Source organism: Clostridium saccharobutylicum DSM 13864, from assembly GCF_000473995.1.
In the GTDB taxonomy this organism is placed as follows: domain Bacteria; phylum Bacillota; class Clostridia; order Clostridiales; family Clostridiaceae; genus Clostridium; species Clostridium saccharobutylicum.
The window spans coordinates 2246957-2261478 of record NC_022571.1 but is presented as its reverse complement, the minus strand read 5'-3'; the positions used below and the strand labels follow the sequence as shown (position 1 = coordinate 2261478).

13 protein-coding genes, 2 pseudogenes and 1 CRISPR repeat array are annotated in these 14522 nt (G+C 27.2%); of the genes and pseudogenes, 2 read left to right on the top strand and 13 right to left on the bottom strand.

Annotation, left to right across the window (positions count from 1 at the left end):
- Positions 1–41 precede the first annotated feature (41 nt).
- The 3 genes from CLSA_RS09690 to CLSA_RS09685 all read right to left on the bottom strand — a co-directional run bounded on the left by CLSA_RS09690 (position 42) and on the right by CLSA_RS09685 (position 1387).
- Entirely contained in the window at positions 42–479 is a 438-nt protein-coding gene (locus CLSA_RS09690) for a MarR family winged helix-turn-helix transcriptional regulator (RefSeq protein ID WP_022746004.1), read from the bottom strand.
- 120 nt (positions 480–599) lie between these two features.
- On the bottom strand, positions 600–731 hold the full coding sequence (locus CLSA_RS24285; protein WP_022746003.1) for a hypothetical protein: 132 nt from the start codon (positions 729–731) through the stop codon (positions 600–602).
- A gap of 83 nt (positions 732–814) precedes the next feature.
- Entirely contained in the window at positions 815–1387 is a 573-nt protein-coding gene (locus CLSA_RS09685) for a TetR/AcrR family transcriptional regulator (RefSeq protein ID WP_022746002.1), read from the bottom strand.
- A gap of 288 nt (positions 1388–1675) precedes the next feature.
- On the opposite strand from CLSA_RS09685, the gene CLSA_RS24450 reads away from it, so the two are divergent.
- Both CLSA_RS24450 and CLSA_RS24445 read left to right on the top strand, forming a co-directional pair.
- A complete protein-coding gene (locus tag CLSA_RS24450) occupies positions 1676–1927 on the top strand; it encodes an HXXEE domain-containing protein (protein WP_335618175.1) in 252 nt (83 codons plus the stop codon).
- Positions 1864–2061: pseudogene (locus CLSA_RS24445) on the top strand (HXXEE domain-containing protein); the annotation flags it as partial. The gene CLSA_RS24450 and the pseudogene CLSA_RS24445, both read left to right, overlap by 64 nt.
- Positions 2062–2066: 5 nt before the next feature.
- Here CLSA_RS24445 and CLSA_RS23875 read toward each other — a convergent pair.
- From CLSA_RS23875 to CLSA_RS09635, 10 genes and pseudogenes are all read right to left on the bottom strand, one after another.
- Positions 2067–2267, bottom strand: a complete 201-nt coding sequence (locus tag CLSA_RS23875; RefSeq protein WP_236903417.1) for a hypothetical protein — start codon at positions 2265–2267, stop codon at positions 2067–2069.
- Positions 2268–2750: 483 nt separating this feature from the next.
- Positions 2751–3335, bottom strand: a complete 585-nt coding sequence (locus CLSA_RS09675) for a flavodoxin family protein (RefSeq protein WP_022745999.1) — start codon at positions 3333–3335, stop codon at positions 2751–2753.
- A gap of 92 nt (positions 3336–3427) precedes the next feature.
- Entirely contained in the window at positions 3428–3976 is a 549-nt protein-coding gene (locus CLSA_RS09670) for a DUF6144 family protein (protein ID WP_022745997.1), read from the bottom strand.
- Between the two features lie 285 nt (positions 3977–4261).
- A complete protein-coding gene (locus CLSA_RS09665) occupies positions 4262–5098 on the bottom strand; it encodes an AraC family transcriptional regulator (RefSeq protein WP_022745996.1) in 837 nt (278 codons plus the stop codon).
- Positions 5099–5258: 160 nt separating this feature from the next.
- Complete coding sequence (locus CLSA_RS09660; protein WP_022745994.1) at positions 5259–7835, bottom strand: CRISPR-associated helicase/endonuclease Cas3; 2577 nt, start codon at positions 7833–7835, stop codon at positions 5259–5261.
- Between the two features lie 52 nt (positions 7836–7887).
- Positions 7888–9029: a CRISPR direct-repeat array (repeat unit 30 nt; unit sequence ATTTCAAAACATATAATGTTAATCTTCAAC).
- A gap of 198 nt (positions 9030–9227) precedes the next feature.
- Positions 9228–10010, bottom strand: coding sequence for a type I-B CRISPR-associated protein Cas5b (gene cas5b, locus CLSA_RS09655; protein WP_022745992.1), 783 nt, complete (start codon positions 10008–10010; stop codon positions 9228–9230).
- A 2-nt stretch (positions 10011–10012) separates the two neighbouring features.
- The gene (locus CLSA_RS09650) at positions 10013–10996 is read right to left on the bottom strand and encodes a type I CRISPR-associated protein Cas7 (protein ID WP_022745991.1); all 984 of its coding nucleotides are present in this window, start codon (positions 10994–10996) and stop codon (positions 10013–10015) included.
- Complete coding sequence (locus CLSA_RS09645) at positions 10989–12767, bottom strand: hypothetical protein (RefSeq protein ID WP_022745989.1); 1779 nt, start codon at positions 12765–12767, stop codon at positions 10989–10991. Before CLSA_RS09645 ends, CLSA_RS09650 begins: the two co-directional genes overlap by 8 nt.
- Positions 12768–12781: 14 nt before the next feature.
- Positions 12782–13477 (bottom strand): CRISPR-associated endoribonuclease Cas6, encoded by a 696-nt coding sequence (locus CLSA_RS09640; protein ID WP_022745986.1) that lies wholly within the window; start codon positions 13475–13477, stop codon positions 12782–12784.
- Between the two features lie 374 nt (positions 13478–13851).
- Positions 13852–14460 (bottom strand): annotated as a pseudogene (locus tag CLSA_RS09635) (glycoside hydrolase family 11 protein); the annotation flags it as partial.
- Positions 14461–14522 lie beyond the last annotated feature (62 nt).

The following is a 14522-nucleotide window of genomic DNA, read 5'->3' as shown; positions in this document are numbered from 1 at the left end:
AGAATTCTAAGTTTTTAGGTATAAGTTATTATATTAATAACTTATAGATTTCTATCTACTTTCAATAACACAGCTAACAAAGTTTCCTTCTCTTGTTCCGTCAAGTTTGCAATAATATTTTCCTCTTCCTCAACTACCAATTTATTGAAATCTTCTATCAATTCAGCACCTTTAGGCAATACATATATATATTTTTGTCTCTCATTTTCTTTAGGAATTCTTCTTTCAATATACCCTTTTTTCTCTAATCCTTGCAGCATGCTTGTAATGCTTGCTTCTGTACGTTGAAAAACTCGTGCCAAATCTTTTTGAATAATCCCACTGTCTTGATGTTCATAAATATAACCTATCATGCGTCCTTGTTGAGAATTTAATCCTAACTTTTTTACTTTTTCATCAGAACTGAGTTTCATTTTTATCGCAATACTTCTTATTAATTGTGAATATGGTGTTTCTATAGAGTATCTAGACTTAGTCATTCAAATTCCTCCTAAACTTCACTTAGAATTCTAACTATTTACAGTTTAACAATTAGATTTTCAAGTGTCAATATTTATTTTTTATAATTATTTGTATATTTATAATATTTCTTTCATTAATTATATACAAATTTTTATATTTACAGGATTTATCATCAGCCTTCTTCTTGCAAAAAGATAAGAGGGATAACCTCCTCCAGTTCCATCTGGGTTTGGTTCTCCTCCAACGTTTATTACAAAATTTCTGATCATCGTAGGTATTATAAATTTTCAACTTCATAACAGCTTCGCTGGTACTGCCCCTAAATTGGTATATTATTTTATTTGAAGATGCCTTAAATACCAGCGCTTTCAAATAAAACTGAATGCATTCTATTAGCTAATTGCAAGTTATTTTCATCTTCTCCAAGTTCAAGCCACAATTGAAAGGATGTTAATACAAATGATGCATAATGACCACATATGTATTCATTTGAAATATTATATTTACTTACAAAGTTGCTTTTATTTAAATAATAAGAGCAGCCTTCTATTAATAGTTTTTTTAATTCATAATATAAATCAGCAGATTCAGTATGTACATTAATCAGTGCTTTTATAATATTTTTTTTCTTTGAAAAAAGCTTAAGCATATCAGAACCTAATTTAGTAAAGTCATCTAAACTATTTAAATTGAATCTACTCTTAAGATAGGGTTTAAATTGGTTTATAATTTCTTCAACCATTTTATTAAGTAAATCGTATTTGTCACAGTAATGATCATAAAAAGTTGAGCGACCAATTAATGCTCTATCGCAAATATCCTGAACTGTTATATTTTTAAAATCCTTTTCCAATAACAGATTAGAAAAAGTATTTTTTATATTTTCACGAGTTTTTAACACTCTTAAATCAATTTTATTACCCATCTACATAACCTCCATTAATATGCATTATTACATAATTAATTTTACTACAGATGTTAATGCATTTAATATGAAATATAAATAAAAATTATAATATATAAGTTCTAAAAAATTTTATTCATAAATTCTAAGTCTCAGTAAAAGAATTACAGGGCACTATTTATTATTTATGAATTTTATTAATTACAACTTATATATAACAATTAATTTAAGTGAAAAGTGTACAATAACATACATTATTATGTATTTGTGTATGATAAGTTACAAAAGTTATGCAGATTAGTTCTGTTAATGATAGTTAATATCATTTATACTAGCCTTAACGACAGCAAGTTCGTTAAAAATAAAAAGGAGTTGATTTATATGAATAATATAAATACTATTGTATGGTTATTACCAATAATTTTTATGATACATGATTTTGAAGAAATTATATTTATTAAAGTTTGGAGAAAAAGATATCAACATTATCTTGACAATTGTACAATGAAAAAAAGCCATATGCAGATTTTCGAAGCCCAGATGAGTTCTCAATTGGAGTAGAAATACTATTTGTTATTCTTTCAATCACAAGTTTGTTTTCTATACTTTTAAATAATTATTATATTTGGTATGGACTTTTATTTACGGTTACAGCACACTTTATTACACTTCATTTTAAGAGTTGTTTATATTTTAAACACTATGTTCCAGGTATTGTAACATCAATATTATTTTTACCTATAAACATATATATTATATGTATTTCAACAATACTGTTGAAATTTACAGTGATTGAAATAATTTTATCTTGTGCTTGTGGTGCTGCATTTATATTTGTAATTTTTGGTATTCTTAAGAAGTCAGAAAAATATTTTGAAAACTTTTTAATTAAGTATTCCAATAGCCAGAAATAAGGTCTCTGGATTTTCATTAACTACTTACTATAACTTTTGGCACATATTCCTGTTGCACGTAGGATTATGTCATTCTTTAATTTCAATAGTATTGTGGCAAAGCTGCTAAAGGTCTCGAAAATATTTTTCAGCATGATGAAGAACTCTGCACAAATAGATTTGAGAATTAAGAAATTGCATTTTTATCTATGCACTTATTACAAAATTATCTTGTATACATTAATGCATTAAGCTTACTTATTATCCTTTATCCGGAATATAGTTCACAATATCATTAGTAAGTGATAACTCGTTTTATCTAAAAAGGAGTTATCACTTAACTATTAACTAATCATTTTATCGCTCATTATAGATGCAAATATTAATGTATTAAATTGTTTTAGCATATTTATTACCTATTTGAAATAGAAAAAAGAAGATCAAAAACTCTTGTTACCTGATGAAAAATAATCATAATCACTTTGGACTTGTTATTTATTTTCATGTGCCCTACTTAACTTTTCCATTAACCATGCCATATTTTCTCCTAAGTTTTTCATATTCCGCATTCCTTCACCATCATTAATAACATCACCTATATCTTTTCCATAAACCATGTTCCAATATGTTGAGCCAACCACAAAAACCTCTTTATTTAATAGAAAGTGATTTAAAATATCAACTGCTGTCATGCCCCCTCCACGGCGTACAGCCGCAACAGAAGCACCCACTTTATGTTTTAACATACCTGGATTAGTTGCAACAACTACCCCTGCACGTTCAAGAAATGCTTTCATTTTAGATGTTATATCTGCTGAATATACTGGAGACCCAAGTATAATTCCATCTGCATTAACCATTTTATCAAAACAATCATTAAAAAAATCATCTTTTATTACGCATTGCTTTCTTCCCTTACAACCAAAACACCCCATGCAGCCTTTTACTGTTTTATCTGCTAATTGTATTAATTCTGTTTCGATTCCTTTCTTTTCTAATTCCATGAATATACTTTTAATAATAATAGACGTATTACCATTCTTACGTGCACTACCATTTATTCCTATGACTTTCATATAGAACCCCCTTCACACATTATTAAATATTTTCTTTCATGTGCCTTAATTAATGCTTAAATTTGATACCATTTCCCTAATCAACTATTTATTTATTTCCATATAATACCTTGAGGCACTATTTTCATAAGGCATCTTTCATCACCCACCTTTATACTTTTTAATAGCTCCACATCAACTTTACACTGAAAAGCTTTTTCAAATAGTACTTTACTATATCCAGTAGTACATTGACACCATGCATAAGAATCTAGCTTGTCTACATTTGTAAGCATTGGACATGGACAAAAATTAAATTGTAAATAAAGGTCTCCATTCTCATAAAATAATCCTGAATCTTTTGCTTTCTGTAAATTTCCAAGCTCCTCTAAACTTGATGATAATTCCATTAGTTCTTTTACTAGTTCTAACTTTTTATCCATTCCATATCCACACTGACACTTCATTCTGATCTTCTTAGTAGTTTCCTTATCAAATTTGCTTTCCAATCTCTTCATTGTAGACTTTACCCATATACCGTTATTCTCTGATTTACAACTTTCATCTTTTCCATATACAACTTCCCTTGCAATATCTTCATTTCTCTCATCTTTTACAGCTTCATAAATAACATGCTCTTGTATTTTCCTTATATCAAACATAAAATTCCCCTTTTCTTGACTTTATCTAGTGATAACTTTAAGCACAAGAAAGAAAATAGCTAATACAAAAATGTCATGATTATTTTTCATCAAGCAAGGAAGCAGATTTCCATCATAACTGGCTATTAAAATAATCTGCTGAATTGCTTACTTAGTGACGTATACTAATCCAGCTTCGTCTAATGAAAAATAGGCTTGGCATGTTGATTATTATTTTTTTGAATATGCCTTATCACTATTTTTATAATAAAGGAAACCTTACTTTTTTACTTCTGAATTCTTGCTCTATTTAATAGGAATACATAAATCCATAGTAACATGATTATTTTTTCTATCAATATTGCGGTAGATACCTAATACATATCTTTTATCCCTTTTATATCCACTACGTGGAAGCCAAATATTAAAAATTCCTAAGAATGTTACAAAAATATCATATATAGATCCATCAAATTGATAAACCGCAAATTTACCACCTTTTATCATTGTAACATTTTCTAACTCTACATGTTCATCAACAGTAATACATAAATCACATATGCATTTATCTAATTGTGTAATTGATGGATCATCATAAGATTTTTCAATTAAAAGTGTATCTAATTTAATATAAGTTTTGTACCGTTCCATAAAACTATACCAATTACTACCTATCTCATTATAATTTCCAATATATCTTTCATATATCACTTTAAAATTACCTAAATCTTGTATTATAATCTTCGCATCATAATGCTCAAAAGACTTAAAAGTATTATATTCATTTGGATAAAATGGATTAGCAACCTCTGTTGAATTCATAGTCTTTCTAAATTCTACTGGACAAATACTATATTGCTTGCTAAAGGCTGAACTATAATTCGAAGAACTGTATCCATAATCAACCCCAATTTCAGTAATAGTTTTATCTTTTTCAACCTTAAGACTTACTACACTTTGATCCATTTTTACACGTTTTATAAAAGAATAAATACTTGATCCTGTTTCTTCTTTAAACATTCTGCTAAAATAATATTTTGAAAAATTACAGTGATTAGTAACATCTTCAATGGAAATATCCTCATCTATATGCTGTAAAATGTACTCAATACTTTTATTTATTAAAGATTTTTTAATTATCATTTTAATCCTACTCTCCAAAATACTTTTTAAATAGCTTTGAATATGCCTTAAGTATAATAATAATTCAAACACATAGTGTTAAACATCAACCAAACTGGATAAAATATAAGCATTTCAAAACATTCTATGTTACACATCAACAGCCGTAATTAGTAAAATCTTAAGAAAATAAATCATTAATGAGCTTATCTCTATCAAATTTACCATTAGTTATATAATCATCACCATTATTAATATAAAAAGTGTTACCTATGGATTTATCTATGTCATATGAAAATTTACCTTTGTACTTATCATTTATCTCATAGGTAAAATATTGAACTTTTTCTCTAATTTTTGAGAGTTCGACTTGTTTTTCCTGATAAGTTATATCAAAATTTTTAAGTAAAGATAAATACTTATTCCACACATTCTCTCCAATAAATATATTACCATTCTCATCTTCAACATTTATATTAAGAAAAATAGTAATTTTTGATTGATCATCAATGAGCTTCATTCTTTTCTTAATATTGTAAAACTCCAGATCAGTCAGGGTATTTTTTCTAAAAAAATCTATATTTTTTGCATTTTTAGAGTCGGCAGCTTCATTTAACTCATTTATTATATAATCATAATAAATATCAAATTTTTTCAATTCAAAAAGCTCTCTCATCTTAGTGCTTAGCAAGCTATAATCTGCACTATTTCTAATATCATTTTTATAAATTTTAGTAACATCATCATAATTAAAGAAATACACTTTGCAATTTTCCTTTTTACAATTTCTATTTATTCTTCCTACAAATTGCTCATCAGAATCTAGCATTGATATATCTTTAAATCCTATATCCATATCTATATCCACGCCAGCTTCTATTACTTGAGTAGATATGAGAATAATGTTTTTACTGCTTTTTATATGATTTATGATTTTCTTTCGCTCTATACTGCTATCATCACCTGTAAACAATATAATTTCCTCATTACTATGAATATCCTTTACTTTAGTGCTTAAATTTTCATAGAAATCTTTTGCAGCACTTTTTGTTATAAATTCTACAAGTATTTTATTATCAAATTTATCAGCTTGCTTCTTTAATAATTTAGAGACTTCAATAACTTTCAAAATTAAAGCTTTAAATAAATTCTCCTTATCTATATTTAACATTTTATAATCTATATCAACTCTATCTTTAAATAATGGATTAGTAAAATACTTGCTATTATCTTCAATTAAAGATATAAAACCATCATTTGTATTGCATAGCTTAGTTAAATCAGGTAATGTTGCAGACATTATTATAAACTTTATGTTTAATAATTTAGCATATGTCTTTAAGAATATTATAATCTCTTTCCAAATGGAATTTTTATAAGCTTGAATTTCATCTAAAATAATAACACTATTGCATAAATGAACTAATGGAAATAAATTTTCTTTATTTATACCAAATAAAATATCAAATAATCCCACATGGGTACTTACAATCACAGGATAATGTAAAAACTGTCGTGATAATAAAGACTTATTAAAATCAACTTCATCATTATCATTAGTTGATGAAAATTCTTTTATTGGTGTAATAGAGTTTATAACAGATATAGATTCTTTTATTTTCTTATTTTCATTAAACGTTTCATACAAAGAGTTTTTAGTTTGTTCAACTAAATTATTAAAGGGAAAATTATACGATATCTTATTTAATAAAGGATTGTTTTCTATTAATTTTAAAGCTAGATTGATAGAAATATTAGTTTTACCAGCACCTGTTGGAGCAGGCAGGAAAAAAATATCTGCATTTATGTTATTATCAATATTAAAATCTGCTTCTAAATATATTTCAGTTCTAAGCTGATTCAGCATATCACCTTTACATATTCCATATGGATTAGTACATAAACCACTTTTGAAATCTTTGTATTTACCTATGCATTTGCCAACAGCACTATTATCTAAACAAGTTCTATAATCTTTTGTATCATCAATTATCCCAAAATGTTCTATTTTTGCACCTGTCATGTATTCAGATGTGGCGTAGAAATCACTTGCAACTAAAAGGCTGTATAAGAATCTAGTATATATGTACATATCGAGAGATATCCACTCTGTATTACTTTCTAATTCGTGTCTAAATGCATAATGTAGTTCATTTATATCGCTTATTTCATCAAAATTATTTAGATCTTTTATAATATTAGCAAACATATTTTTTTCAGGTGTTTTCAAGTCTTTGTTTATGCTTTGAAGATTTTTTGCTAAATCCTCTAAACTAGAATGATGCTTATTTATTACATACATACTTAAACATAGGAAAACAAATAACACCTTAGCTTCATCATTATTAACAGCAAATACTTCATTATAATAATGATTAAAGAAAACTATACCTGATGCACGGGAATGATTAGAATTATTTACTTTTATATTTTTATACTTTTCATTTTTCATTTTTTCTTTTTGAAAACCAGGATTACTCTTACCTACATCGTGGAAAAATACAGTATTTAATACAATTTCCTTCCACAAATTAATGCATTTACTTGAGCAGCCTTTTAATAGTCTTTGTTCAAAATTATTAAATACACTATCTAGATTTTTTACATCTACTATCTTATAAAAATATTTTATGCACCGCTCATTATGCTCAGCTAGAGTTTCATATTCTAAAATGTCACTCTTAGTATGAGAATATATATCAGATGGCTCTTTTAATAACGTAGATATATCTATAATTTTTATATTTTCAAAATACATAAATTCTCTTCTTCCTTTTTTATTTTTATTAAATTAGTTGGACTGTATCTATATTTCAAAACATATAATGTTAATCTTCAACAGGAAAAACAAATACACTTGTATATGCTTATAATTTATTTCAAAACATATAATGTTAATCTTCAACAATAACTGAAATACCAGGAATAAAAAAATTAGACAAATTTCAAAACATATAATGTTAATCTTCAACATTCTTTTAGTAATTGGGGAAATGTCTACAGCACTATTTCAAAACATATAATGTTAGTCTTCAACATCATGGTGGGGAGTCATGAAAACGTAGTAGGTCAATTTCAAAACATATAATGTTAATCTTCGACAAAAATGCTATACAAATGGTTTTGAATAAATGTGCATTTCAAAACATATAATGTTAATCTTCAACTCATATTCTTCATCAAGTACATCTGTTCCATTTGCATTTCAAAACATATAATGTTAATCTTCAACCAACTAGTAGTATATCTAATTCTAATAATTATTTAAATTTCAAAACATATAATGTTAATCTTCAACGAATTCAATGTAAGTATTGATGGCAGTTTCACTAGTATTTCAAAACATATAATGTTAATCTTCAACTAATACAGAAAGTTCATCTAAATTTCCATTAAATCATTTCAAAACATATAATGTTAATCTTCAACATTTGAAGTGAATGAACTTATGTGTATAAAATTTCTATTTCAAAACATATAATGTTAATCTTCAACAGCGTTAAATCTAAAAATAAAAAAGAAAAAGTTTCATTTCAAAACATATAATGTTAATCTTCAACTAAATTCGAATGAGTACGAAATGGATGGAAAACAATTTCAAAACATATAATGTTAATCTTCAACCCAACTGCTAGAAATAGAATAATCCTTATCACCTATATTTCAAAACATATAATGTTAATCTTCAACTTAGTAGTGTCTACATCATCATCTTCATTACTAGCATTTCAAAACATATAATGTTAATCTTCAACTTTAGTCAGTTGAGTGAAATGCTTTCATTACCTTCATTTCAAAACATATAATGTTAATCTTCAACCAACTTCTTTTTCTTCTATTCTTTCATCACTTAATTATTTCAAAACATATAATGTTAATCTTCAACCTTTTAGCAACTCCTAACCTTTTAGCAAGTTCTATTATTTCAAAACATATAATGTTAATCTTCAACCAAAGTAAATAAGTCATTTCTATATATATTAATATCTTTTAATCCAGCCATTCACCTACATTTGCATATTATTTTACCAGCTATTTTATAAAATTAAATACAATAATACTTAAAATAGTAAAAGCTCATAAAATAGATATTTCGCTACAAATTACTTATTAAAATCGCCTGGTAAATTATTTGTATACTTGTTACTTTTTAATAGAAAAATAGATTTTTATCATTAATACTATAGATAATAGATTCTTTATCATTAACCTCTATAGACTTATTAGTACAAATAAATTTTCTAGTATCATATGTATTAAACTTAGGTTCCAAAGCATATGGTAAAAACTCTTGGTATACATATTCTCGCATTTTTTCTAAACCACAGCTTGGTGCTGCTTTAACAGGTCTAAATCCATTAGGTTTGATTAATTTTTTTATATTAACACAATCTTTTAAGAACAAGCTATCCAAAGTAGATATATAGGAAACATCTTGTGTTTCAACACCCTTATATACTTCTATTGAACTAATATTAGCAACATGATCGTTTTTACCTAAGTAAGGTATATAAACAGTATTTTTACCTAGTAATGCATCTTTTAGTTTATTAGAAATATCATTATTGCACAGTATATATACTTCCCAAGATACATTTTCAAGCCATTGCTCTGTTACTATAAGGTTGCCTCCTTCTTCTTTTGAAGCATAACCAACGCTATTATTAAATTGTTGTATCTTTTTACTAAAACCACCTGTTTTAGCAGGAGATATAGGAACTATAGATACCTTAATGTCCTTTAATTTCTCATAAAATTCAGGATATACTTTATCTCCTTGCTGTCCATATCCATTTAGTCCAAGTATGCAGCCGAATATCCCCATTAGAGCAACCTTATGCAACTGCCCATAAGTTAAATATCTATAGGTATTAACTTCTGGTTTTTTAAAGAATGCTGTTTTTCCATATATATTTATTTTTACAACATCCATAATTAAACGTCCTTTCTAGTAAATATATTAATATATCTAGCCTTAGCTATATCCCCTTCTAAAACTGTTGTGTAAGGGTTGTAATATATCTCAACAGATTGAATTCTATCCATGCAGTCATTTAATAACTTAGATAATTCTACTAAGTTTATTACCTCTTTTCCTTCTTGAGATTTTGAAAAGGTAACATATTGAGCTAAATCGCTTAGAAATAAATCTCCATCTGTTTCAACAAACAATCCGAATTCATTTTCACATCCAGATTTAGCATTAGTATCATATGCACTAGCTGCTATTAAAGCAGTTTTCTTAAACTCCTCATAATCTTCTCTTGTATAACCATCTGTTACTCCTAATTTTACAAATTTATCATATACAGAAGGATTTATAGAGAATGAGTAAAAATAATGTGCTTCATTGCTAAAAATCTTGTTTCCTAGTGTAGATTGCATAACTTCTTTAGCTTCTTCACCTTTCTTTAAAGGTTTCTCAGATCCATCTCTAAATGGTGAAAGTATTTGCTCATAATCAGCTACATGACCATCATACTTATTTAAGCCTTGAGTTATTTGAACTGCTCCTATTATAGATAAATTGTTACCCGACTCTGCAAAAGTTGCTCCAAAGTTCTTAACATCTATGGCTTGAAATAGATTCTTTAAAACAGTTATATTATCATTTTCTTTTTTTAAATCCTCTATGCCATATATTTCTTCATATCGCTCTTTAAGACTTCTTGGTTGTAATAACTTGTCATTACCTTTTTCTAATACCTTATATGATTTTATATACATAACCCTTTTAATTGGGTCAGAATCCCACATAACTTTCATAGGATATTTGTAAGCTTTATCAGACCCGTAAACTGTTCCATCTCCTAAAGATTTAGGATACCCTGTAAAATCTGCATTCCAGTTAGCCATAGTAGACTTAATGCCTAACACTCCATATACTCTTTCTAATTTATTTTTTATATTATTACTCATCTACACTCACCTCTAAATTTTGATTATTGCTTGACTTTATAAATAACACGTTTGAAAATAAATATCCTGCAAGAACCATTTTGTCATCAACTTGTTCATTAATTGGTGTATATGCATTTATAATTGAATATAGTTGTCTAAACTTATTTGCATTAGCAGGAATATTATGGCTATACTTCTTAAATAATCTTTCTAAACGTTGTATTAATGTTTCGTTCTTTTTGCAATTTATTATGAAATCTATCTCAGACATATTCCGTTTACTACTATTTGATTGATATAATAAGTAATAGCTAATTTGCCCTATTGCAAAATAATATTCTGCATCAGTTTCACATGAAATAAATTCTTTACATAAAAGCTTACGAGATAACTCTTCATAAGATTTTAGAACTACATTTGACATATCTACTACACTTCCTTTTAAATATACATTTATGCAGTTTCTTAAATTAAACTGCTCCCTAGCTCTACTCTCATATCCATTAACAACGCTATTCTTTATTAACCTTAAAGAGCTATCTTCAAAGTCATTTATTATTCTATTCTTATCATTCTTATAGAACCAATTAAAGTATGCTGCTCTAGTTTTAATTAACTCGTCTTTAATTACCATATCAGCTAGTCTAATATTCTTAGCAGGTGTAAAGAAATTAGTTGCTAAGAATTTATTAAAGAAAATATTACTAATGATAGTTCTTAATTCATCTAGTTTTGTTACTTCTTTATAAACTAAACTATTGTCATTCTCTTTTATTTTAGTTTTTGCACTTGATATAATTTCTTTTATAAAAAAGTCTTTTAAAATAGGTGTATAGTTAGAGATAACATCATAGTCAACTATCTCAACTTCATTTTTTTCTTTAGCTAATCTAAGATATATACCATTAAAATTACTATCTTTTAAAGCAGAATCAGCTATAGGATCCAATCCATTGCTATCTCCTATATACAAATTAAGTCTCTTATCTTCACCATCTACTAAACATGAAAGGTAATCAAAAAATTTCTTCATTATCATAGCTCTTTCCAAGCTCACAAGAAATGGTACCTTTATATTTCTATCTATTCTCTTTAAATAAGGTTTCTTAGAATTCATGCCCATATTATTATTAGGCAATCCATATATAAGGCCATCCTCATACTCATTATAATCATTAGAATTAAATAAGTTAGGATATATATATCGATTAGCTTCACTCTTATACAGCTCTATATCAGCTTTAAAAAACACTTTTACATACTTATATTTTTTATCTACAGAATAGTTATTTAAAATATTAAAAATATTTTTTTTAATCCAAGCTCTGCAATTTTCAAGTTTCTTTAAATCAATATCGCCAACATCTTTTAATATCGTTTGATATAACTTAGTGCTATTTTTATCTTTATATTTTTTATCTATAGAAGCTAATGTATCAAAATATCTATCTATACATTCTTCATCTACTTTAATCTTTTTTGTTTTTGTGTCTTCCATCAAGTCTGTTATCTTAACCCAAAAAGATAGATAATTATTGCTTTTAACAGTTTTCTTATTATCAATTGGCTTATTCATTTCTAGCAGACGACTTAAATAATCTATTTCTATAAAGTCCTTATATAGATGCCTGTTTGTACCTCTATTGTCAATCTCAGCAGTTTTGATTACATCTCCAAAGCTATCTACCAATAAATATAAACCACTGTCTGGTGTGTATTTGTCTAATATAATAGAATCACCAGTAATCTTATATTCTCTTTCAAAAATATCTAAACAATCATCCAGCACTAATACTTCACCTCCTATTTTTTATATTGATATTGCATAAATGCAAAACCTCTTGGACACATTTCTGCAACTCCAGAGCCTAATGCAAAATATCCAATGTCCTGAGATAATTCATCATCTTTTAAATAAAATACATACCTATCTCCAAATAAAGTAATGTTTTTATATCTTCTTTTTATATGGCTTTTCTTTAATGTGATCTTATTAAATAGCTCTATATCTGCAAGCGGTATATTCTTCCCTGTAAAAGCGTTATACTTCTTTATGAGATTAGCTGTAATCCTATCAATAAAAAATTCATCATCATAATTATTTCTCCAATATCCAACCTCAGTTTTTATTATAATTGGTGTCACACTTTCTATTTGACTTAACTCACCTTTAGGTATTACTTTATCAGTAACATACAAAACCAATAGACTATCAGTAGATAATTCCAACAGATTTGTCATTAAATAATTTTTTAATTTAGAATCAACTGTCCTTATTTTAAAAGAACGTATCTCTCCAACAGAAACACCACTAGGAGTCCATGGATCAAATGTATCATGTGAATAAAACTTATATTCTCTTGAATTGTGATATTTACACATATCCTCACTATTTAGAAAGGCTTTATCTATTAAAGAACTAATCTTCTCCAAAGCTTTACTATCTGATATAGACTTTAAACAATATGTCTTAACAATAAGCTCATATACTTTTATCATTTCTCATAATCACCCCTTTAAGCTCTTAAAATTAATTTATTATTTTCTTTCACGAACATTATTTATAAAAATGTCAGCTTATATTTTTTCCAATATTTATCTTTAAATTAATATTATCACTTATTTGTTAATTTGTATACATACCCAATTAATGTTAAATAATAATTTTAGTTGGCAAAGACAATAAAATGGAACCGACGTAAATATATAAATGTGGTGAACCTCCTCAGTTTCCATTTTAATGTTGATATTTCAAGGTGAATTATTTTTAATATTTCTATTAACATTAATAGTGATTATTCTAGAAAAACCTCAAAAAAGTAGCCTCCAACTCAATTTGAAAGCTACTTTTTTAGTATTTATGGTATTTATTTTCCAATGTTAATTGACATACTATTCACATCAGCTTTGCCACTGCTTTGGTACCCCTCTATGTTAAATGCAGTTTCATGCATTTTTCCAAGTGGCATTCCTTTACTTTCCCAAGCGGCAAAGTGTTTGCTGACAGATATTGTTCCGCTAGTTCGTTTAGTTCTGCGGACACTCCAATACTGCTTAAAAGTTGTATTGCCTTGAATTGAAGGCTGGTTGATTCGAGTGGTCTCATATATGTCATAGATACCACCATCGACTGTAATTGTACCCTTTGATGTTCCGCCAGGTGGTCTCCAGCTGCCCCAGCTATCAACTATATAATATTCTACAAGAGGACTACTCGTCCATCCATATACACACAAATAGGAATTGCCATATGGCTGATAATTGCAATCATAGTTTACTGATATATTTCCAAGCTGTTTGTATGTCTGGGTATCATTGAATTTCTTGCCTTTACGGAATAATGCATTTCCGATATTACTCCATTGACAACTAAACGCGCCACCATTCTTCAACGTCATACTGGTGTTTCCATAGTCCTTCCAAAGTTCATAGTCGTAGCCGCCATTAACACCAATTTCATTTGAGGTAATCGTTTTTGGTGCTGCCTGTGTGTTAAATGCTGAATAAGTTTTTTGCGTACTTAAAACTTCTTTACTAAAAGTAC

Bases quoted from the DNA above. Each gene is read 5' to 3' on its own strand.
- CLSA_RS09690 (WP_022746004.1), bottom strand. From the start codon at position 479: ATGACTAAGTCTAGATACTCTATAGAAACACCATATTCACAATTAATA.
- CLSA_RS24285 (WP_022746003.1), bottom strand. From the start codon at position 731: ATGATCAGAAATTTTGTAATAAACGTTGGAGGAGAACCAAACCCAGAT.
- CLSA_RS09685 (WP_022746002.1), bottom strand. From the start codon at position 1,387: ATGGGTAATAAAATTGATTTAAGAGTGTTAAAAACTCGTGAAAATATA.
- CLSA_RS24450 (WP_335618175.1), top strand. From the start codon at position 1,676: ATGATAGTTAATATCATTTATACTAGCCTTAACGACAGCAAGTTCGTT.
- CLSA_RS09675 (WP_022745999.1), bottom strand. From the start codon at position 3,335: ATGAAAGTCATAGGAATAAATGGTAGTGCACGTAAGAATGGTAATACG.
- CLSA_RS09670 (WP_022745997.1), bottom strand. From the start codon at position 3,976: ATGTTTGATATAAGGAAAATACAAGAGCATGTTATTTATGAAGCTGTA.
- CLSA_RS09665 (WP_022745996.1), bottom strand. From the start codon at position 5,098: ATGATAATTAAAAAATCTTTAATAAATAAAAGTATTGAGTACATTTTA.
- CLSA_RS09660 (WP_022745994.1), bottom strand. From the start codon at position 7,835: ATGTATTTTGAAAATATAAAAATTATAGATATATCTACGTTATTAAAA.
- cas5b (WP_022745992.1), bottom strand. From the start codon at position 10,010: ATGGATGTTGTAAAAATAAATATATATGGAAAAACAGCATTCTTTAAA.
- CLSA_RS09650 (WP_022745991.1), bottom strand. From the start codon at position 10,996: ATGAGTAATAATATAAAAAATAAATTAGAAAGAGTATATGGAGTGTTA.
- CLSA_RS09640 (WP_022745986.1), bottom strand. From the start codon at position 13,477: ATGATAAAAGTATATGAGCTTATTGTTAAGACATATTGTTTAAAGTCT.